This window comes from Yokenella regensburgei, assembly GCF_051486985.1.
Lineage (GTDB): Bacteria > Pseudomonadota > Gammaproteobacteria > Enterobacterales > Enterobacteriaceae > CBFFRJ01.
The window spans coordinates 41354-61696 of sequence record NZ_JAHVDV010000030.1; the positions used below are offsets into that span (position 1 = coordinate 41354).

19 protein-coding genes and 1 pseudogene are annotated in these 20343 nt (G+C 53.5%); 8 read left to right on the forward strand and 12 right to left on the reverse strand.

Annotated features, from left to right (window positions below; translation table 11 throughout):
- Positions 1-7: 7 nt before the first annotated feature.
- The gene (rppH, locus tag KXR87_RS18580) at positions 8-538 is read right to left on the reverse strand and encodes an RNA pyrophosphohydrolase (RefSeq protein WP_437433689.1); all 531 of its coding nucleotides are present in this window, start codon (positions 536-538) and stop codon (positions 8-10) included.
- Between the two features lie 452 nt (positions 539-990).
- Here rppH and KXR87_RS18585 point away from each other — a divergent pair.
- From KXR87_RS18585 to KXR87_RS18605, 5 genes and pseudogenes are all read left to right on the forward strand, one after another.
- Positions 991-1065 (forward strand): annotated as a pseudogene (locus KXR87_RS18585) (hypothetical protein); the annotation flags it as partial.
- A gap of 151 nt (positions 1066-1216) precedes the next feature.
- Positions 1217-1912 (forward strand): DNA mismatch repair endonuclease MutH, encoded by a 696-nt coding sequence (gene mutH / locus KXR87_RS18590; RefSeq protein ID WP_437433690.1) that lies wholly within the window; start codon positions 1217-1219, stop codon positions 1910-1912.
- Positions 1913-1976: 64 nt separating this feature from the next.
- Positions 1977-2690 (forward strand): TerC family protein, encoded by a 714-nt coding sequence (locus tag KXR87_RS18595; protein ID WP_437433691.1) that lies wholly within the window; start codon positions 1977-1979, stop codon positions 2688-2690.
- 135 nt (positions 2691-2825) lie between these two features.
- Positions 2826-3044 (forward strand): YgdI/YgdR family lipoprotein, encoded by a 219-nt coding sequence (locus KXR87_RS18600; protein ID WP_437433692.1) that lies wholly within the window; start codon positions 2826-2828, stop codon positions 3042-3044.
- A gap of 130 nt (positions 3045-3174) precedes the next feature.
- Entirely contained in the window at positions 3175-4215 is a 1041-nt protein-coding gene (locus KXR87_RS18605) for an NADP(H)-dependent aldo-keto reductase (protein WP_437433693.1), read from the forward strand.
- A gap of 33 nt (positions 4216-4248) precedes the next feature.
- On the opposite strand, the gene lplT is transcribed toward KXR87_RS18605, so the two are convergent.
- Both lplT and aas read right to left on the reverse strand, forming a co-directional pair.
- The gene (lplT, locus tag KXR87_RS18610; RefSeq protein WP_437433694.1) at positions 4249-5442 is read right to left on the reverse strand and encodes a lysophospholipid transporter LplT; all 1194 of its coding nucleotides are present in this window, start codon (positions 5440-5442) and stop codon (positions 4249-4251) included.
- The gene (gene aas, locus KXR87_RS18615; protein WP_437433695.1) at positions 5435-7594 is read right to left on the reverse strand and encodes a bifunctional acyl-ACP--phospholipid O-acyltransferase/long-chain-fatty-acid--ACP ligase; all 2160 of its coding nucleotides are present in this window, start codon (positions 7592-7594) and stop codon (positions 5435-5437) included. Before aas ends, lplT begins: the two co-directional genes overlap by 8 nt.
- 612 nt (positions 7595-8206) lie before the next feature.
- On the opposite strand from aas, the gene galR reads away from it, so the two are divergent.
- On the forward strand, positions 8207-9214 hold the full coding sequence (gene galR, locus KXR87_RS18620; RefSeq protein ID WP_437433696.1) for an HTH-type transcriptional regulator GalR: 1008 nt from the start codon (positions 8207-8209) through the stop codon (positions 9212-9214).
- On the opposite strand, the gene KXR87_RS18625 is transcribed toward galR, so the two are convergent.
- Genes KXR87_RS18625 through KXR87_RS18645 form a run of 5 tightly spaced genes read right to left on the reverse strand, consistent with a single transcriptional unit; the run spans position 9211 to position 13593 of the window.
- Positions 9211-9660 (reverse strand): GNAT family N-acetyltransferase, encoded by a 450-nt coding sequence (locus KXR87_RS18625; protein ID WP_437433697.1) that lies wholly within the window; start codon positions 9658-9660, stop codon positions 9211-9213. The two genes, galR and KXR87_RS18625, sit on opposite strands and share 4 nt — an antisense overlap.
- Entirely contained in the window at positions 9657-10430 is a 774-nt protein-coding gene (locus tag KXR87_RS18630; protein WP_437433698.1) for a GntR family transcriptional regulator, read from the reverse strand. The genes KXR87_RS18625 and KXR87_RS18630 overlap by 4 nt, the downstream gene beginning before the upstream one ends.
- 59 nt (positions 10431-10489) lie before the next feature.
- On the reverse strand, positions 10490-10807 hold the full coding sequence (locus tag KXR87_RS18635) for a PTS sugar transporter subunit IIB (RefSeq protein ID WP_437433699.1): 318 nt from the start codon (positions 10805-10807) through the stop codon (positions 10490-10492).
- Positions 10808-10816: 9 nt separating this feature from the next.
- Positions 10817-12244, reverse strand: coding sequence for a glycoside hydrolase family 1 protein (locus KXR87_RS18640; protein ID WP_437433700.1), 1428 nt, complete (start codon positions 12242-12244; stop codon positions 10817-10819).
- An 11-nt stretch (positions 12245-12255) separates the two neighbouring features.
- Positions 12256-13593: a PTS sugar transporter subunit IIC gene (locus KXR87_RS18645; protein WP_437433701.1), complete on the reverse strand. Its 1338-nt coding sequence runs from the start codon at positions 13591-13593 to the stop codon at positions 12256-12258.
- 289 nt (positions 13594-13882) lie between these two features.
- Between KXR87_RS18645 and KXR87_RS18650 the strand changes: the two genes are divergently transcribed.
- Entirely contained in the window at positions 13883-14896 is a 1014-nt protein-coding gene (locus KXR87_RS18650) for a LacI family DNA-binding transcriptional regulator (protein WP_437433702.1), read from the forward strand.
- Between the two features lie 211 nt (positions 14897-15107).
- Here the strand turns inward: KXR87_RS18650 and lysA are convergent, their stop codons facing one another.
- Positions 15108-16370: a diaminopimelate decarboxylase gene (gene lysA / locus KXR87_RS18655; protein WP_437433703.1), complete on the reverse strand. Its 1263-nt coding sequence runs from the start codon at positions 16368-16370 to the stop codon at positions 15108-15110.
- Positions 16371-16486: 116 nt separating this feature from the next.
- Between lysA and KXR87_RS18660 the strand changes: the two genes are divergently transcribed.
- On the forward strand, positions 16487-17413 hold the full coding sequence (locus KXR87_RS18660) for a LysR family transcriptional regulator (RefSeq protein ID WP_437433704.1): 927 nt from the start codon (positions 16487-16489) through the stop codon (positions 17411-17413).
- Here the strand turns inward: KXR87_RS18660 and KXR87_RS18665 are convergent.
- From KXR87_RS18665 to kduI, 3 genes are all read right to left on the reverse strand, one after another.
- Positions 17410-18102 carry an aspartate/glutamate racemase gene (locus KXR87_RS18665; RefSeq protein WP_437433705.1) on the reverse strand — a complete coding sequence of 231 codons (693 nt, stop codon included), beginning with the start codon at positions 18100-18102 and terminating at the stop codon, positions 17410-17412. The genes KXR87_RS18660 and KXR87_RS18665 overlap by 4 nt on opposite strands.
- A 115-nt stretch (positions 18103-18217) precedes the next feature.
- Positions 18218-18979 (reverse strand): 2-dehydro-3-deoxy-D-gluconate 5-dehydrogenase KduD, encoded by a 762-nt coding sequence (gene kduD, locus KXR87_RS18670; protein ID WP_437433706.1) that lies wholly within the window; start codon positions 18977-18979, stop codon positions 18218-18220.
- A 63-nt stretch (positions 18980-19042) separates the two neighbouring features.
- Positions 19043-19879 (reverse strand): 5-dehydro-4-deoxy-D-glucuronate isomerase, encoded by an 837-nt coding sequence (gene kduI, locus KXR87_RS18675; RefSeq protein ID WP_437433707.1) that lies wholly within the window; start codon positions 19877-19879, stop codon positions 19043-19045.
- Positions 19880-20343: the final 464 nt, after the last annotated feature.

Genomic DNA, 20343 nt, shown 5'->3' on the forward strand with positions numbered 1-20343 from the left:
GCGTGGCTTAACCTCTTTTACGTCGCCAGGCAGGAGCATTTTGCGGCTTAGGTGGTGTTTCCTGAAGCGACATCACTGCGCCTGCAAATTCTTTCATCACCCGTCGGTAGACATCGCGCTTAAACGACACCACCTGACGAACAGGATACCAGTAACTTACCCATCGCCAGCCATCAAACTCAGGGGTACTACTGGTTTGCATATTAACGTCAGCATCACTACTGACCAATTGCAAAAGAAACCACTTTTGTTTCTGGCCGATACAAACCGGCTTTGTGTCCCAACGCACCAAACGTTTCGGTAACTTGTAACGCAACCAGTTACGGGTAGAAGCAAGGATTCGAACATCTTTACGATTTAAGCCCACTTCCTCGAACAGTTCCCGGTACATTGCCTGCTCCGGAGATTCACCAGGATTGATTCCCCCCTGGGGGAATTGCCATGAGTGCTGTCCGAAGCGTCTGGCCCACATAACCTGGCCCTGCCGATTACAGATTACGATACCCACATTTGGGCGGTAGCCATCGTCATCAATCACCGGACTACCTCAAAATAAACCTGAATCAAACGATTGTTTCACACTCGTGGAAAACGGTAAACCACTCAATTACAGCGGAACAAACGGATAACAATTGAATAACTCACAGTTATCGCCATAGTTATAAACAGACGCCCCCTGACGGATCGGGTTTTATTCACGTTTTCTGTGGATAGAGTTGTGAAGAACCCGAGGTTTACCACGGGAAAACCCAGAGTTATCCGAAAACAGCTGAATTATCGCTGCAAAATAAATGCCTTTCATTCATAGCGTTACATTTAAATTTTTGATGATTACATTGCATAATGTGACGATCATCACCTTACCGATCCTTCGACTGATGAAAGATCGAACAACGTCGTTTTTATCCACAGATTATGCCACTATCTTAGGCACATTTTGCGCAAAAATTGGAATTTCGTCGCGCGTCAAGGCTGTAGATCGAACCAGTAGTGAGAGTTTTACCCAGTTATCCCATTTTTCTGTGGATAACATGGTGTAAGATCCTGTTCATTGTCAGTGACCAGATTTGAACAACTTCATGCTTTGTTGCGCAACTGAGAGGTCACGAGAGAAAAATGACTTAGTAATCAGGTAGTTTTTTATCATTTTCCCAAATGCAGACGTTTAATTCACACGGTGTATAAATGCTGTTCATTTTTTAACCAAGGTCTGAGTATGTCCGAACTTTGTCCACTCACATCCCCACCGCAATCTGAAACCCAGCTTTTTTTACAGGCCCAGTCTCTGGCCGGTTACACGCTCGGTGAACTTGCCACACGCATTGGCCTGCCCGTTCCCCGGGATCTTAAACGTGATAAAGGCTGGACCGGCATCCTACTGGAGCAATGGCTTGGCGCGAGTGCGGGCAGCAAACCGGAGCAGGATTTCGCCCATTTAGGCGTTGAATTGAAAACCATTCCTGTGGATAGCGCAGGACGTCCTTTGGAAACTACCTTTGTCTGCGTCGCTCCCTTAACGGGCAACACCGGCGTGAGCTGGGAAACCAGCCACGTGCGCCATAAGTTACATCGCGTGTTGTGGATCCCTATCGAAGGATCGCGCGACATCCCTGTTGGCGAGCGGCGGGTTGGCTCTCCCCTGCTCTGGAGCCCTGATGATGAAGAAGAGAGACAGCTTCGCCTGGACTGGGAAGAACTGATGGATTTGATTGTTCTCGGTCACGTCGAACGCATTACCGCCCGTCACGGGGATGTTTTGCAGCTTCGACCAAAAGCCGCAAACAGCAAAGCGCTTACCGAGGCGGTCGGCGCGAAGGGAGAGCGCATAATGACGCTGCCCCGTGGATTCTATCTGAAAAAGAATTTCACCGGCGCCCTGCTGGCGCGGCATTTCTTTATTCAGGGGGATTAATTTTTTACCTCTGCCCGCCTCACGCTTATAATCAGCGCTTCTTCATTTGGCAGGACTTTTATAGATGTTATTTGCATGGATTACCGATCCCAACGCCTGGCTTGCCCTCGGCACGTTAACGCTGTTGGAAATAGTGCTTGGGATCGACAACATTATTTTCCTCTCTCTGGTTGTCGCAAAACTTCCTACCGCACAACGCAACTATGCCCGCCGGCTGGGGCTTGGTGCTGCAATGATCATGCGGTTACTGTTGCTGGCCTCCATTGCGTGGATAACCAAACTCACCACCCCACTGTTTGATGTGTTCGGCCATGCCGTCTCCGCCCGTGACCTGATTCTCTTCCTTGGCGGCGTTTTCCTTATCTGGAAAGCCAGTAAAGAGATTCATGAAACGATCGAAGGTGAAGAGGAGAGTCTCAAAACCAACGTGAACTCCTTCCTCGGCGCAATCGTGCAGATCATGCTGCTGGATATTATTTTCAGTCTGGATTCTGTCATTACGGCGGTTGGCCTGTCCGATCACCTGTTTATTATGATGGCAGCAGTGGTAATTTCGGTGGGCGTGATGATGTTTGCGGCACGGCCAATTGGCGAATTCGTTGACCGTCACCCCTCCGTTAAGATGCTGGCACTCTCCTTCCTAATTCTGGTCGGGTTTACCCTGATTCTGGAAAGCGTGTCGATTCACGTACCAAAAGGCTACATCTACTTTGCGATGTTTTTCTCTATCGCCGTGGAAAGTCTTAATTTGTTGCGCAACAAGAAAAAACCACTGTAATTCAACGCTTCCCCCCAGGGGAAGCGCTTCTTATTCTGCTTTTGTTCCCGGTTTAAGATTTTCCCGCTTTTTTGTCCCGTAACATCAGGTTATTACTACACTACTGTATTAAACAGGTCAGAGGAGGATGGAAGAATGAAAAACTGGGCAGTGCTTATTTCAGCAGTAGGTTTAGCATTTGCAGTGTCAGGATGTAGCAGTGATTATGTGATGGCGACCAAAGACGGCAGGATGATCCTGACGGAAGGAAAACCACAAGTTGATGATGATACCGGGCTGGTCAGCTACCGCGATCAACAAGGTAATAAAATGCAGATTAACCGCGATGATGTTTCTCAGATCCTCGAGCGCTAAAAGATTCCTTTAAAGGTCAGTGACCTGCTGACCTTTCCTGCTAATTTCTCTTTCCCTTTTTTCTCCCCTCTGCCATGTTTATAGTCCTTTGTCAGGCATCTGACGTTGAAAGTACGTAAGGAAGTTGGCTATGCACTATCACCGTATTCCCCATAGTTCGCTTGAGATAAGCACCCTGGGGCTGGGCACAATGACGTTTGGTGAACAGAATAGCGAAGCCGACGCCCACGCACAGCTGGATTACGCCATCAGCCAGGGCATTAACCTGATTGACGTTGCGGAGATGTACCCCGTTCCACCCGGGCCTGAAACACAGGGGCTGACTGAAACCTACGTTGGCAACTGGCTGGCAAAACGCGGCAATCGCGAGAAGGTGGTACTCGCCTCTAAAGTCAGTGGCCCCTCGCGTAATAACGACAGCGGTATCCGCCCAAACCAGGCGCTCGATCGTAAAAATATCCGTGTTGCGCTTGAAGAGAGCCTGAAGCGCCTGCAAACCGATCATCTTGATCTCTACCAGGTGCACTGGCCACAACGCGCCACTAACTGCTTTGGCACCCTGGGTTATAAATGGACCGACTCCGCACCGGTCATCACCCTGCTGGAAACGCTGGAAGCCCTGACGGAATTCCAGCGTGCAGGGAAGATCCGCTACATCGGCGTATCTAATGAAACCGCCTTTGGGGTTATGCGTTATTTGCAACTGGCAGAAAAACATGAGCTGCCGCGAATCGTCACTATTCAGAATCCCTACAGTCTGCTCAACCGTAGCTATGAGGTGGGTCTGGCGGAAGTGACCCGATATGAAGGAGTTGAGCTGCTGGCGTACTCCTGCCTCGCCTTCGGCACCCTGAGCGGTAAATACTTAAACGGCGCAAAACCAGCGGGAGCGCGTAATACCTTGTTCAGCCGCTTTACCCGCTATAGCGGTGAGCAAGCGCAAAAAGCCGTTGCCGCGTATGTGGATATCGCTAAACGCCACAACCTTGATCCATCGCAGATGGCACTGGCGTTCGTACGCCGCCAGCCGTTCGTCGCCAGCACGCTGTTAGGTGCAACGACGATGGAGCAACTGAAAACCAACGTAGAGAGTCTGCATCTGGAGTTGAGCGAAGAGGTGCTGACTGAGATTGAAGCGGTGCATCAGGTTTATACCTACCCGGCACCGTAATACGAAAAAGGCCGGGTTTACCCGGCCTCTCTGTTAGCGACGTCGCTGCCAGACCCACAATACGGTAATCGCCAGCGCGAACAGAACACCGAAGCCGACGCCTACGCCGACAACGGGCACACCCACCTTCACCGCCAGTGAGTAGAGCCCCAGCATCAGTAACATAGCCGTGTTCTCACCGAGGTTCTGCACGGCGATGGCGTTTCCTGCGCCGACGGTACGTTTCCCCCGCTCCTGTAGCAGCGCATTAAGCGGCACAACAAAAAAACCGCCCAACAGACCAATCAGCATCAGAATGCCGTAGGCCGGAAGTAATGCATGTTGTAACGAAAAGAAGGCGACCGCCACACCAATCAAAATCCCGGCGGGCATACAGCGTGCCACCTTCTCAAGGGTCACAAGCTTCGCGGCCAGTCCGGCACCTGCCACAATGCCTACCGCCACCATCGCGTTAAGGTAGGTAGGAGTAGCATTATCGGTGATGCCGAGCGCCACGGGCACCCACAGCACTAACAGGAAGCGCAGCGTGACGCCTGCACCCCAGAACAGGCTGGTACCGACCAGGGAAAAGCGTGTTTCACCGTTACGCCAGAGCACGGTGCAGGCCGTGAAAAAGCTGCGGGTCATTGGCGTAAAGCGCCACGACTGCCCGGGCCTTGCAACCGCCAGACGCGGGATCATGAGGTTTGCCGCTACCGCACCGGCATAGACCAGTGCACACACGCTGAGTGCAGCCAGTACGTGCCAGTCAGCCAGAATCCCCCCGGCCATTGAACCGAGCAGGATAGCGGCAATGGTTGACGACTCCATCAGCCCGTTCGCTTTCACCAGCTTATCGCCGGTGGTGAGTTCCCCAAGAATGCCGTACTTCGCCGGGGAATACGCCGCCGCCCCCACGCCCACCAGCGTATAGCCAATGAAAGGGTTGATCCCCACGCAAATGCAGGCCGCGCCAAGCAGTTTGAGGCCATTGGCCACCATCATCACGCGACCTTTGGGGAAGCTGTCTGCCACCTGCCCGACGAAAGGGGCAAAAACAATGTAAGCGCCCACAAACACCATTTGCAGGACAGGTTGACTCCAGTCGGGGTAAAACTCAGCCTTGAGTAACGCCAGCGTCGCGAACAAAAGCGCATTGTCACCGAAGGCCGAGAGAAACTGGGCGGCAACCACCGCCTTCATGCCCCGGGACCACAGCGAGGTGTTAGTGTGTACTGACTCATGCATGTTGGGTGTCTGCCTCTTCTACCATATTTTTTAAGGTCACAAAGTCAGGCTTCCCGCTGCCCAGCAACGGTAACTGCTTGAGGAAACGAATATCGCGTGGTACCGCCAGTTCCGGCACCCCCTGCGCACGCGCCTGCTGCGACAGTTTTTCTCGCGTCAGCGCGTCATCGGTAGTAAACAACACTAATGCTTCACCTTTACTGGCATCTGATTTAATCGCCGTGGCGTGCATCTTCTCCGGAGAGACCGCGAGCGCCAGCTGCTCAACCATCTCCAGCGAAATCATCTCCCCGGCGATTTTGGCAAAGCGTTTGGCACGTCCCTGAATCTGCACAAATCCCTGTTCATCAAAACGGACGATGTCGCCGGTGTCATACCAGCCTGCTTCTGTTTCACCTTGCGCATTTTCTGCCGACGGGGCTTCAAGCACGCCCGGACGTTCTACCCGCAGATACCCGTTCATCACGTTAGGGCCTTTTAACTGCAAACGTCCACCGTCTTCAATGCCGGGGACCGCCATAAGACGTGCATCCATGCCAGGCAGAATACGCCCCACCGTGCCGGGTTTCGCCGCCATCGGCACGTTGATTGACACCACCGGCGCACACTCCGTTACGCCATACCCCTCCAGAATGCGCAGGCCAAATTTGTCCTGCCAGATCTGCCGCGTGCTCTCCTGGAGTTTCTCCGCGCCGGCAACCACATAACGCAAACGGAAGAAATCATAAGGATTAGCAAAGCGGGCATAGTTGCCAAGGAAGGTAGAGGTGCCAAACAGCACGGTGCAGTTACGGTCGTAGACCAGCTCTGGCACGATGCGGTAGTGCAACGGGCTTGGATAAAGGAACACTTCGGCCCCGGTCAGCAGCGGTGTAAATAGCCCAACGGTGAGGCCAAAGGAGTGGAACAGCGGCAGTGCAGACATAAAGCGATCGTTGGCAGTGAAGTCGGCAATGGTTCTGATTTGCTCGACGTTCGCCAGAATGCTTTTGTGGCTGTGCACCACCCCTTTCGGATTACCCTCGGAACCCGAAGTGAAAAGAATGATGGCCGGATCTTCCGGTTTTTGCGGCAGTTGCGCCAGCCCTGGCATCACTACGCGGCTGAAGATCCACAGCTTATCCTCCAGCGTTACGCTGCCTTTCAGATCTTCTAAATAGACCCAGCGCACCTGCGTCAGTTGTTCAGGCAGGTGCCAGAGCTTGCCTTTGTCCATAAAGGTGCGCGAGGTAAAGATGGTTTTAAGCTCCGCCGCCGTAATGGCGCTGGTCAGCCCTTTCACCCCGGCGGTGTAGTTCATCATTGCCGGGATGCGACCACGAGCAATGGCACCGAAAATAACCGCCGCGCTAATGGCAGCGTTTGGCAGCATCAGACCGATTTTGTCCCCAGGCGCGGTGTATTTATCCAGAATACGGGCGACGAAAAGCGTCTTGGTGAGCAATTTGCGGTAGGAGTCAGGGGTGAAATTAATATCTTCCACACAAGGCTTATTCGCCCCATAACGATATTGTGCTGACAGGAAAGCCTCATACAGGGTTTCACGTGGACGCACCGCCATACGCGCTTCCATCATGATCTGATGCAGCATCTCCCCGGCCATTTTACGACGATCGCGGGCACGAGGTGCGTCCGGCATAGGTACGTGGGTCGCAGGCAAAATATGCAGATGAATACGCGGGAAGAGGCGGCGTCTGACCAGCCCTTTCAGACGGCTGAAAAAGGTCAATTCCGCTCCTTCAATACGCACCGGCACCACGGTTGCGCCAGACTTTGCCGCCACAAAACCGGCACCATCGTAAATCTTCATCAACGAGCCGGAGACCGAAATGCGCCCCTCGGGGAAAATCACAACCGGGCGCCCTTCACCAATCAAGCGTACCAGGTGCTTTATCGACATCGGCTTCGTTGGATCAAGGGGAACGAAATCAATAAAGGGTTTCAGCCATCGCATATACCACTGGGTGCTGATGGAGCTGTAAACCGCGAACACGGGACGAACGGGCAGGAACAACGCAAGCAGAATACCGTCAATAAACGAGACATGATTCGGTGTGATAAGTACGCGGTCCCCTTTCAGAGCCTGCGTATCGCCAGTCAGTTGCACACGAAACAGGACGCGAAAAAGTTCGCGGAAAAAGCCAAATAACATTTCAACTCCTTTTGTCAGTCGATTCGACGAGAGATGCGTAAATTGTGGCAGATTACACGAGAAGTGGGGCGGGAGAAATTAAGGCGAAAAAAAACCTGCGCATCTGCGCAGGCTGGTGCAAAAAATGAGTACGAAAAGCGTACTGAAAAATTCACCTATCAATACCTCTGGGATCTTGATTGTGGTTGCCGGAGGACGGGCTTTCCACCGGAAAAAAGCAAGCGAATGCCCCTAAGTGCAACCAGGTGTGTCGAAGGGTTTTTACTGTTACAGATGGATGAAAGGCAAAAAAAAACCTGCACATCTGCGCAGGTCGGTGTAATTCAAGTGCTCAACCCTCAGGGTTGACTTCACCTATCAATACCTCTGGGATAATCACTTTAGCAATGGGTATCCCGGCCGCTCCAGCGGTCAAAAGCAACAGCCCTTCGCAAAGTGTAACTAAAGGTATTAATTGTGTTTTTCAGGATATATTTGTGGTGTAACAGTTTCACCACCGGGCACTGTGTCAGGTCACGTTTATGTAATGCGGCACATCAACCTTCTTGATTAGCCACTGTATTCCCGTACCATTAGTCTCCGTGTAACCGCTTCCCCCAATGAAGGTATGCAATGGCGACAATTAAAGATGTAGCCCGGCTTGCAGGTGTTTCTGTCGCCACGGTATCCCGCGTTATCAATGACTCTCCTAAAGCCAGCGAAAGCTCACGGCTGGCGGTAAAAACAGCAATGGAGAGCCTGAGTTATCACCCCAATGCAAATGCCCGCGCGCTGGCGCAGCAGTCAACGGAAACGGTCGGTCTGGTCGTAGGGGATGTGTCGGATCCCTTCTTTGGGGCAATGGTTAAAGCGGTTGAGCAAGTGGCTTCCGCCACGGGCAATTTCCTGCTGATTGGCAATGGGTATCACAACGAACAAAAAGAGCGTAACGCCATTGAACAACTGATGCGCCATCGCTGTGGCGCACTGGTGGTACATGCCAAGATGATCCCGGATGAAGAGCTCATCGGATTAATGAAACAGATGCCCGGTATGGTGCTGATCAACCGTATTGTTTCCGGCTATGAACAGCGTTGCGTAGCGCTCGATGATCGCTATGGTGCCTGGCTTGCCACCCGTCACCTTATTCAGCAGGGTCATACCCGTATTGGCTATCTCTGCTCCAACCACGAAATTTCCGATGCTGACGATCGCTTGCAGGGCTATTACGATGCGTTGAAAGAGCATGGACTTCCCTGTAACGACCGACGTGTAACCTTTGCGGAACCGGATGAAAGCGGCGGCGAGCAGGCCATGACGGAGCTGTTAGGGCGCGGCAAAAACTTTACCGCCGTGGCCTGTTATAACGACTCGATGGCCGCCGGGGCGTTGGGTGTGCTGAGTGATAATGGTATTGCGGTTCCGGAGGAGATCTCGTTAATTGGCTTTGATGACATTCTGGTCTCACGCTACGTGCGGCCTCGTTTAACCACCGTGCGCTATCCGATTGTAACGATGGCAACTCAGGCCGCCGAGCTGGCGCTGGCGCTGGCGGAAAACCGCCCGCTGCCTGAAATCACTCATCTGTTTAACCCGACGCTGGTGCGACGCCATTCGGTTATCACACCGCAGGAAAGCTAAAGCGTAAAGCGGTAAAGGTGGACGGTCGTGTCCGGGTAATCGAGGCCGTCACCGATATAGTGCCAGCCAAAACGCTCATAAAAATCGCGGCAGGCAGAGTAAAGGTGCAGCTGCGCAAAGCCCATTTCACGTGCGTAATCAATCACGTGTTGCTGAAGCAGACGCGCCAGCCCTTTTCCCCGCGCAGCCTCATCCACGTAGAGCGCGGCAAGCCACGGGAAGAGATCCTGACGGCTGATAAGATCGCAACGCCACAACCCAACCGTACCTGAAAGCGTCTCGCCGTCCAGAAGCACGAAAGTCAGTGGTAACTCACCCGGCCGCTGGCTGTGTTCAATGATGCTCGCGAAAAAGGCCCGCGGCAGAGCGTCACCAAACTCACGCCACAACCACTCGGTCACCTGTTCTGCATGCCAGGGGACCTCGTATAAGGGAACCACCTTCACATCAGTTTCCCCTGAAAAATTGGCACCGATTCAAACAGATAACCGTCAAAGTCCGGGGCATCTTCGTCCGACAGCTCCAGCAAACTCTTTTTTACATTCTCAAGGTGCTGCCACATGGCCTGCCAGGCTCCCATCACGTCGCGGCGGCGCAGCGCAGCAAGCAGGGTTTGCCTGTCGCCAAGCCACTTTAAGCGGTAGGGGCGGCTGGCAATGTGGACGTTGAATTGTTGCCATAGCGGGCTGCTGTCCATGTGGTGCCAGACGCTCTCCACAGTTGCCAGTAGCATCTGATTTTGCGATGCCCCCGCCAGCACCAGGTGAAACATTTTACTGTTGTCCTGTGAGGTGTCGTTCAGGGCGATGGCACGTTGTTCCTGCTCAAGGATGCGGCGCAGGTTGTCGATGTCCGCCCGCGTCGCCATTTTGGCCGCGAAAGCGGCAATATTGCTCTCCAGCAGCTGGCGAGCTTGCAGGATTTCGAACGGGCCGACATCGCTGCTTAAAAAACGCTCTTCTTCGTTTTCGTGCTCCTGAGGGATACGCATGACGTAGACCCCCGAGCCCTGACGGATATCCACCGTACCCTGTAACTCGAGCATCAACAGTGCTTCGCGCACGATGGTGCGGCTGACGCCATATTTTTCCGCAATATTACGCTCTGGCGGGAGGCGGGAGCCCACGGGATAGTGGCCCTGGATGATTTGTGCTCGTAAATCTTCGCCAATCTCCTGGTACTGTTTTTTCTCCGGCGGGATGACGGCTTTTTCCACAGAATCACCTATTGATAGAATGAAAAGCGCGGGCCGGGGAGTGCCCCGGCCTGAGGGCGCTATCTTACCAAACTTAGCGCCTGATCGAGAACTTTCGCGCCATTTAAGGTGCCGTAAGCAACCGAATCGATAACATCGACAGGGATGTTATATTCATCAGTAAGCTTTTTATTTTCCGCCAGTTTGAATCGAACCTGCGGCCCCAACAGTACCGCGATAATCTCACTGTTATGGCTTTCCAGTTCATCACGCAGACTCTGTTCTGCAATAGCGTAGATCTTCAGTTCCAGCCCACGCTCTGCCGCCGCTTTCTCCATTTTTGTGACCACCAGCGACGTGGACATCCCGGCCGAGCAACATAAAACGATGCGTTTCATCACAGCTCCTTATTTCCATTCATCATCAACGGTCAGCGTAAGCTGCCGCTCTTTGCTTAAGCGGCGATACCAGTGCAGCGACGTTTTCGCCCGCCTGTCGCGGTTGTTCTCAAGATCTATTTCCACCAGCCCGTAGCGGTTCTTAAAAGCGTTCATCGGCGAAACGTTGTCGGTAAATGCCCATAACATGTAGCCCTGGCAGTTAGCCCCGTCTTTCCGGGCGCGGAGCGTCTGATAAAGATGCTCGCCAATGAAGGCAATGCGGTAATCATCTTCAATTACGCCATCGCTATTACGAAACTGCCCTTCGTTCTCAACGCCCATACCGCTCTCGGCCACAAACCAGGGAATGTTGCCGTACTCGTTTTTAATGCGCATCGCCATGTCGTAAATGATGAACGGACCGATTTCCCAGCCGCGGGATTTGTTCATTCGTCGGCCCGGCAAGTCGAATGGCTCGTAATAATAGGCCGGATGGAACGGCGTTTCGGGGTGCCAGGCGCGGGAAGGCGCTTTCACCCGGTGGGGGTAATAGAGGTTAATGCCCAGCTCATCAACGGTATTCTCCCGGATAATCGCCAGCTCCTCATCGGTGTAATCCCAGCTCACCTGATGCTTTTCCAGCACCACGAACAGTTCCGCCGGATACTCCCCCTTCACCATCGGGTCGAGAAACACACGGTTGTAAAAGAGATCGTACATTTCAGCGGCACGCAGGTCGTGAGGCGCACGCGAGCGTGGGTAAGTGACCTCCGGGTTGAGAATACAGCCCACCGTACCCTCATAGCCCTTCTCCCTGAATAGCTTCACCACCTTCGCCGTAGCGAGATTTTTATGGTGATTCCACTGCATCCAGGTTGAAGTGTTCTGCTCGTAGGGCCAGCGCAGCGCATCCAGGTAGACACGGGTTTGCACCACAATGGGTTCATTAAAGGTGAACCAGCGCGTCACTTTTTGATGAAAGCGTTCAAAGACTTTTTCGACATACAGCAGGTACAACTCAACCACTTTTTTCGACGCCCAGCCCCCGTAGGTTTCCAGCAGGTAGCCCGGCAGCTCGTAGTGTTCGAGGCAGATCATCGGTACGATGCCCTGTCGCGCCATCTCCGCAAACAGCGCGTCGTAATAGGCGGCGTACTCTTCATCGACTACACCCTTTTCGTAGTCGGTCAGAAAACGCGACCAGTTAATTGAGGTGCGGTAATGGGTCAGTCCCGCATCTTTCATCAACTGCACATCTTCGCGAAAACGGGTATAGAACTGCGTTGCCACCGCCGGGCCGAAGCCCTCATGCCAGACGTGTCTGTCATTCTTGTACCAGAGATCAGGCCACGAATCCTGGCCCTCTTTTTTGCCCTCCCAGCCTTCAGTTTGCCAGGCCGACGCCGCCGCGCCCAGAATAAACGACGGCGGAATGGATACGGTTTTTACGCTCACGTCACGCTCCTTCAGACATTTTTCGCCACATCAGCCGACTCCGCCTGGCGCTGCGCCTGCTCGGCACGGCGGGAGGCAATTTTCACAAATGGCAGGTAGATAATGATGGCAGTGAGTATGCAGATAAGCTGCGTCACCACCGCTCCCATTGAACCCGCGGTGGAAAGCCAGGCGTTGATGAGCGGTGGTGTGGTCCAGGGCACCATTACCACGGCTTTGCCCGCAAAACCGGTGACGGTAGCGAAGTAACCAATCGATCCGGTGACCAGCGGGGTAATGATGAAGGGGATCGCGAGGATCGGATTTAGCATGATGGGCATCCCGAAAATCACCGGCTCGTTGATGTTAAAGATACCAGGGCCAATCGACAGCTTGGCTATCTCTTTCATCTCTTTACGTCTGGTGGCAATCATCACCGCAATCAGCAGGCCGATAGTCAGCCCGGAGCCGCCAATGCTCATGTACACATCCCAGAACGGCATGGTAATGATGTTGGGTACCTCTTTACCCTGCTCAAAGGCGGACATATTGACAGTGATGGCCCCCAGCAGCAGCGGCTCACGAATCGGTTTGATCATCTGGTTACCGTGGATGCCAATCACCCAGAAGAGTTGGGCGACAAACATCAGCAGCAGAATACCCGGCAGACTTTGCACAACGCGCTCAAGCGGCTGCTGCACCACCTGATAGACCGCGTCGTACAGGTACATACCGGTTATCTGATGGAAGACAAAGCCGAAGGTGGCAATCACCGTGGTGGTGATAATCGCCGGGATCAGCGCAGAAAATGAGGCCGACACGTTAGGCGGCACCGTATCGGGCATCTTGATCTTCAGGCCGTCTCGAGTCTCCAGCCAGCAGTAGATTTCCACTGACAAAATGGCGATAAACATGCCGAGGAACAGGCTACGGGTATCAGAGAACTGGCGCAGCAGTACATCTTTCACCACGTGCATCTGCCCATCCACCAGCATCTCCACGGTGGTAGGGGTCACGCAGATAAAACAGATCACCGCGAGCAGGCCAGGAAAAAGCGTTTTGATGCCATTAATCCGGCCAAGCTCAATGCCAATTAAAAACACCGCGCCAATATTAAGAAAGTTCAGCGTGGCATAGTTGATGGCGCTGGTAATGGGTTTAAGCGCTGCCAGGAAGGAGAGCGACTCAAAGCTCGCCAGCCCGTTTTTAGGATCCAGTACCATATTGGAGATCAGTACGGAAAACGCCCCGACGATGATCACTGGCATCAGGGTGATAAAGGAGGCTTTGATCGCCATGATGTAGCGATAGCTGTTGAATTTGGTGGCAAAACTACCCAGCGAATCGATGAGTTTTTCCTGTAGAGCCATGCGTAAGTACCTCGGTAAAAGGGCTTTATTATGATTGCAGGTATACAGCTCACTACCTATTGGTATACCAAAAATAGACATTGGCGAAAAATAGTTCTGTGATTCACCTCGCAACCCCGTTCCTGGTATCCCAAATCAAATGATCTTTATTTATTGGCATACCACCTTATGAGTGACAGGGAATTTCTGCGTAACGCCTCGGGAAAGCCCAATCGCATGCCTATCAGCCCCTTAATCCCGGTAATGAGTGTGGTAAACTGCTGCTCTTCACGTGAAACAGGAACGCGTCATGGCGACAATGCTGGATGTCTCACTGCGTGCGGGCGTCTCCAAAGCGACGGTTTCTCGCGTACTGAATGGCACAGGACAGGTTAAAGAAAGCACCCGCAAACAGGTTTATCAGGCAATGGAAGAACTGGGATACCGCCCCAACTTTCTTGCCCAGTCGCTGGCCAATCGCACCAGTAACAGCATCGGCCTTGTGGTCTCCTGTTTTGATGGTTTCTATTTTGGCCGTTTACTTCAGCAGGCCTCACGTCAGTCAGAAGCGCATGGTAAACAGTTGATTGTGACGGACGGGCATGACACTCCCGAACGGGAAGAGATAGCCGTACAAATGCTGGCCGACCGTCGCTGCGACGCCATCATTCTCTACACGCGCTTTATGAGTGAGAAAGCCATTGCCCGGCTGATTAACATTACGCCAGTACCGCTTATCGTGATTAACCGCGAGCTGTTTCAGGCCCATGATAAATGCGTCTTCTTCGAACAGCAGGACGCTGCGTTCCAGGCTGTCGATTACCTCATCAGCCAGGGGCATCACGATATTGCCTGCATCACCACGCCTATTCATACGCCGACCGGTAAGGCCCGTTTAATGGGCTATCGTAAGGCGCTGGAGAAACACGGTATCCGCTGGGATCCGGCTAAGGTGAAATACGGTGACTCTTCCATGACCCAAGGGTATGTGCTCTGCCAGGAGATATTGCAGGAAGGCGTGAAGATAAGCGCGGTATTCGCCTGCAATGATGATATGGCTCTCGGTGCTTCAAAAGCGCTGCACCAGGCCGGGCTTAACATTCCCGAAGACATTTCGCTGTTTGGCTTTGATGATGCCCCCTGCGCGCGCTGGCTGGAGCCGGGGTTATCGACTGTCTACTTGCCTATCGACAGCATGATTACCACCGCCATCGACCAGGCTATTAAACTTGCCAGCCAGCAGGAGATTGCAGCGATTCCGCCCTTTACCGGTACGCTGGTGTTGCGCGACTCGGTCACTACCGGGCCGTTTTTCCGGGGGTAGTGAGGGCGGGCTGATGCCCTGTCTCTAGTCCTCTCCCACGAGAGAGGGCCAGGGTGAGGGGGGATTGTATGTGGGTACGGACGGTCCCCTCGCCCCTCCGGGGAGAGGCCCAGGGTGAGGGGAATTGTACGCGAGCACGAACATTTCCCTCTCCCTGAGGCAGAGGGTCAGGGTGAGGGGGAGAAGACAGCGCGGGTGAAAACCATTGCCCTTAGATCAGCTCCAGCGCCAGCAGCTCTTCAATGGTCTGACGACGACGAATCAGTCGCGCCACACCGTTATCAAACAGCACTTCCGGCAGCAGCGGGCGGCTGTTGTAGTTCGATGACATTGATGCGCCATATGCCCCAGTATCATGCAACACCAGATAATCCCCCGGCACCACTGCAGGCAGGGCGCGGGTTTCCACCTTGCCACCTTCCTGTTGGGTAAAGACATCGCCCGATTCACACAGCGGCCCGGCCACTACGGTGTCAATAGTCGGTTGCGCCGTTAAATCGCGCCCGTCTGCGGCAAGCGCAGTAATATGGTGGTAACTCCCGTACATTGAGGGGCGCATCAGATCGTTAAAGCCGGCATCAATCAGCACAAAATGGCGGCTCCCCATCGCCTTCACGCTGCGTACCTGGGACACTAATACCCCGGACTCCGCCACCAGGAAACGCCCCGGTTCGATCTCCAGCTTCACCGGATGACCGAGGTGTTTTGCGACCTGCTCACGCGCCGCATTCCACAGGCTGAAGTAGTGATCGGTATCGACACCCTCTTCCCCTTCGTGATAGGGGATCGAAAGGCCACCGCCCGCCGAAATTGCCTGTAGATCCTGACCAAACTCCACTACCTGACGCACCATCGCACCGCACACCTGCTCCAGGTGCGCGTAATCCACTCCCGAACCAATGTGCATATGAATACCCACCAGTTGCAGGTTGTAGCGTTGCATCACCGTCAGCGCCGCAGGAAGATCGCTGTGCCAGATACCGTGTTTGCTGTTTTCGCCGCCAGTGTTGGTTTTCTGGCTATGGCCGTGACCAAACCCCGGATTGACGCGCAACCACACCGGATGGCCGGAAGAAACCTCGCCCAGTTGTTCGAGCATGTCAACCGACCCCGCATTCACTGGAATGCGCAGCTCGCTGACGCGGGCAAGCGTGGCGTCATCTATCACATCGGCAGTGAAGACGATATCTTCGGGGTGGGTTTTCGGGCAGTAACCCGCGGCCAGCGCGCGTTCAATTTCCCCCAGTGACACCGAATCGACCTTCACGCCCTGTTCGCGCATCAGACGCAGAATATGAATATTTGAGCAGGCTTTTTGCGCAAAACGTACCACATCAAACTGCGTCAGTCGGGCGATCTGGTTGCGAATAATCTGCGCGTCGTACACCCAGACCGGGCAGCCAAATTCAGCAGGCAGGCGCAGCAGGTTTTCTGCATTCAGGTCGGTATCAGTTTGTGTCAGTGGGCGTGGCATAGCGGACTCCATCAGCAATTTTTACTGATTACGCCACATCATGAAGAGAATAAAAAATATCGTTTTATCGAGAGTCTATGCAAAAATGATATAGGTTAAATGACCAGGACATTGCCATGCCCGCTGTAAATCTGCGCCACATTGAAATATTCCATGCTGTCATGACCGCTGGCAACCTGACCGAGGCCGCTCAGCTCTTGCACACCTCGCAACCCACAGTCAGCCGCGAACTGGCACGCTTTGAGAAAGTGCTGGGCTTAACCCTGTTTGAGCGCACGCGTGGTCGGTTACACCCGACGGTACAAGGATTAAGGCTTTTTGAAGAGGTTCAGCGCTCCTGGTATGGGCTGGACAGGATAGTGAGCGCTGCTGAAAGCTTACGGGAGTTTCGTCAGGGGGAGCTGTCGATAGCCTGCCTGCCGGTCTTTTCTCAGTCTTTTCTGCCGCTGCTGTTACAGCCTTTTCTCGCCCGCTACCCGGACGTCAGCCTCAATATTGTGCCGCAGGAGTCGCCGCTGCTGGAAGAGTGGCTCTCCGCCCAGCGCCACGACCTGGGGATCACGGAAACCATCAGTTCCCCGGCGGGCACCGAGCGCACCCCGCTGCTGACCTTTAATGAGGTCTGCGTGCTGCCGCAACATCACCGGCTGGCACACAAGGCCGTGCTAACCCCTGAAGATTTTCATGCTGAGAATTACATCAGCCTGTCGCGTACCGACAGCTACCGGCAGCTACTGGATGCCTTATTCAGTGAACATCAGGTAAAACGCCGGATGGTGCTGGAAACCCACAGTGCGGCATCGGTATGCGCGATGGTTCGGGCGGGGGTAGGCATTGCAGTGGTGAATCCGCTGACGGCGCTGGATTATGCCGCCAGCGGCGTGGTGGTGCGCCGCTTTAGTGTCGATGTGCCCTTTACGGTGAGTCTTATACGCCCGCTTCATCGCCCCGCATCAGCACTGGTGGAAGCCTTTAGCCGCCATTTGCAGGCGTCCATGCCGCTTATTACCCGCCCACTGGAGAGGGTACTTGATGCGATTTAGGAGAGCATAAAGTTCACGGCGTCGGCTGCATGGATTGCGGCCGTATCAAAGACCGGAACGGGTGACTCAGCCTGAGGGACCAGTAAACCAATTTCGGTACAGCCGAAAATCACCCCCTCCGCGCCCTGTTCCGCCAGTTGCGCAATGAGCTTCACATAATAGTCACGGGACGCGTCACTGAAGGTGCCAAGGCAAAGCTCGTCGAAAATAATCTGGTTCACGCGCTCGCGGTCGGACTCACCCGGAATCAGCGTTTCGATAGCGAACGCATCGCTCAGACGCCCGCGATAGAACTCCTGCTCCATGGTGTAGCGTGTGCCCAGCAGCGCCACTTTGCGTTGCTTTTCCGCCACGATGGCACGCCCGGTCGCATCCGCAATATGCAAGAAGGGTACATCACAGCGCGCTTCGATTTGCCCGGCGATCTTGTGCATCGTGTTAGTGCAGAGCACAATGCCCTCGGCGCCTGCGTTTTGCAGGCCAACGGCGGCATTCGCCAGAATCTCCCCCGCGTTTTCCCACTCCCCGCTGCGCTGGCAGACTTCAATTTCGTGGAAGTCGACGCTATGTAGCAACAGGCTCGCAGAGTGTAGTCCACCGAGTTTCGCCTTCACGCCTTCGTTAATCAGGCGGTAATAAGGAATAGTTGATTCCCAGCTCATCCCCCCCAGCAACCCTATCGTTTTCATCGTCTCTCTCCGTCGAAGTGAAACTACAGTCAAACAAAGTCGGGGGCGAGTTTCAAGGCGTCCTGCGGACATAAAAAAACCTGCCCGAAGGCAGGTTCTTGGCTCACTCAGCGAATTAGCGCGCCAGCCAGCCGCCGTCGACGGCAACGGTGTAACCGTTGATATAGTCAGAGGCTTCAGACGCCAGGAACACAATCGGTCCCATCAGATCGCTCGGCAGACCCCAACGGCCAGCCGGGATACGCTCAAGGATTGCCGCGCTACGCTCTTCATCAGCACGCAGCTGTTGAGTGTTGTTGGTCGCCATGTAACCCGGTGCGATGGCGTTAACGTTGATTTTATGCTGCGCCCACTCGTTCGCCAGCAGACGGGTCACGCCCATTACGCCGCTTTTTGATGCTGTATAAGACGGTACGCGGATGCCACCCTGGAAGGAGAGCATAGAGGCGATGTTGATGATTTTGCCGCCGTTACCCTGCGCGATAAAGTGCTTCGCCGCAGCCTGAGACATAAAGAACACGCTCTTGATGTTCAGGTTCATTACGTCGTCCCAGTCCTGCTCGCTGAAGTTGATGGCATCTTCGCGACGAATCAGACCGGCGTTGTTGACCAGAATGTCGATTTTACCGAACTCAGCAACCGCACGGTCCAGCAGCGCCGGAATACCGTCGATTTTACGCAGGTCAGCAGTCAGGCTCAGGAAGCGACGGCCCAGTGCGGTGACGCGCTCGATGGTTTCAGTCGGCTCAACGATGTTGATACCCACAATGTCACAGCCTGCTTCTGCCAGACCCAGTGCCATACCCTGACCGAGGCCGGTGTCACAACCAGAAACGACGGCCACTTTACCTTGAAGAGAAAATGCATCCAGAATCATGTCTGTTCCTTAATCTTTCAGCGCCTGCATCTTGCAGGCATATTGTGCTAATGCCTGCTGCGCTTAACGCAGATCTTTTACCGCGACGTGGTCCATGTCATCAAAGACCTGGTTTTCACCCACCATACCCCAGATGAAGGTATAGGCTTTCGTACCCACGCCTGAATGAATCGACCAGCTTGGCGAAATCACGGCTTGTTCGTTCTGCATCACGATGTGACGCGTTTCCTGTGGTTGCCCCATCATGTGGAATACGCAGGCATCTTCTTCCATATTGAAGTAGAAGTAGACCTCCATGCGACGCTCATGGGTATGGCATGGCATGGTGTTCCACAGGTTGCCCGGTTCAAGAACCGTTAAGCCCATGCTGAGCTGGCAGGTTTCCAGCACGTCCGGCACAAAGTATTTATTGATAGTGCGACGGTTACTGGTGAGATTGTCACCCAGGGTCACTGGCGCAACGTCAGCCGGGGTCACTTTTTTGGTCGGGTACGTCGTGTGTGCGGGTGCGCAGTTGTAATAGAATTTGGCCGGGGTCGCGGTATCGACGCTCGCGAATACCACCTCTTTCGCCCCTTTACCCACATACAATGCATCACGGTGGCCAATCTCATAGCACTGGCCGTCAACGGTGATAGTGCCAGGGCCGCCGATATTGATAACACCCAGCTCGCGGCGCTCCAGGAAGTAGCTTACCCCCAGCTGTTTGCCTACTTCACCGCCTACAGAGACGCTTTTAGCAACCGGCTTGATACCGCCAACAATAATGCGGTCAATGTGGCTGTAGACCATGGTGTACTCGTCATCAACGAACACCTTCTCAACAAGAAACTCATTGCGCAGGCCCTGGGTGTCCAGTGTTTTAGCGTGCGCGCTGTGGATGCTTTGTCTTACTTCCACATTAACCTCCAAAGTCAGTTATCTAACCTGAATGTCACCTGGTATTGCCAGGAGCATTCTGCCGTAATCACTATGCGCACATCTTAGCCCGCTTAAAACCGCTTTTCAATGTTAAATAAAACAACGTTTCAATTTTTCTGTTTTATATTTCTAAATCTGCAAAGAGGATCACGAATGAGGTATTTAAACGGGCGCTATCAGACTGTTAGCTGAAGAGGGATTATTATTTTAACCTTTAAAAACATTAGGTTATGTAAATCTTTATATTTTGACAGCAAAGCAGCGTCTTTCCTGCATGAAATCAAAGACAGGCATTCCCTGCAAAAAAGCCTGCAAATTATCTTTTCATTTTTATGGTTTTTTTTTATAAATTGCGCGGGACATCACAACAAATGAAACGATGTTTTGATAAATTTACACCTCGTTTTTGAACGCAAAACTTCACAACATACGCGTTTCAGTAA

Excerpts from the sequence above, each read along its gene's own strand:
- mutH (WP_437433690.1), top strand. The coding sequence starts at position 1,217 with ATGTCCGAACTTTGTCCACTCACATCCCCACCGCAATCTGAAACCCAG.
- KXR87_RS18595 (WP_437433691.1), top strand. The coding sequence starts at position 1,977 with ATGTTATTTGCATGGATTACCGATCCCAACGCCTGGCTTGCCCTCGGC.
- KXR87_RS18600 (WP_437433692.1), top strand. The coding sequence starts at position 2,826 with ATGAAAAACTGGGCAGTGCTTATTTCAGCAGTAGGTTTAGCATTTGCA.
- KXR87_RS18605 (WP_437433693.1), top strand. The coding sequence starts at position 3,175 with ATGCACTATCACCGTATTCCCCATAGTTCGCTTGAGATAAGCACCCTG.
- lplT (WP_437433694.1), bottom strand. The coding sequence starts at position 5,442 with ATGCATGAGTCAGTACACACTAACACCTCGCTGTGGTCCCGGGGCATG.
- aas (WP_437433695.1), bottom strand. The coding sequence starts at position 7,594 with ATGTTATTTGGCTTTTTCCGCGAACTTTTTCGCGTCCTGTTTCGTGTG.
- galR (WP_437433696.1), top strand. The coding sequence starts at position 8,207 with ATGGCGACAATTAAAGATGTAGCCCGGCTTGCAGGTGTTTCTGTCGCC.
- KXR87_RS18635 (WP_437433699.1), bottom strand. The coding sequence starts at position 10,807 with ATGAAACGCATCGTTTTATGTTGCTCGGCCGGGATGTCCACGTCGCTG.
- KXR87_RS18645 (WP_437433701.1), bottom strand. The coding sequence starts at position 13,593 with ATGGCTCTACAGGAAAAACTCATCGATTCGCTGGGTAGTTTTGCCACC.
- KXR87_RS18650 (WP_437433702.1), top strand. The coding sequence starts at position 13,883 with ATGGCGACAATGCTGGATGTCTCACTGCGTGCGGGCGTCTCCAAAGCG.
- lysA (WP_437433703.1), bottom strand. The coding sequence starts at position 16,370 with ATGCCACGCCCACTGACACAAACTGATACCGACCTGAATGCAGAAAAC.
- KXR87_RS18660 (WP_437433704.1), top strand. The coding sequence starts at position 16,487 with ATGCCCGCTGTAAATCTGCGCCACATTGAAATATTCCATGCTGTCATG.
- KXR87_RS18665 (WP_437433705.1), bottom strand. The coding sequence starts at position 18,102 with ATGAAAACGATAGGGTTGCTGGGGGGGATGAGCTGGGAATCAACTATT.
- kduD (WP_437433706.1), bottom strand. The coding sequence starts at position 18,979 with ATGATTCTGGATGCATTTTCTCTTCAAGGTAAAGTGGCCGTCGTTTCT.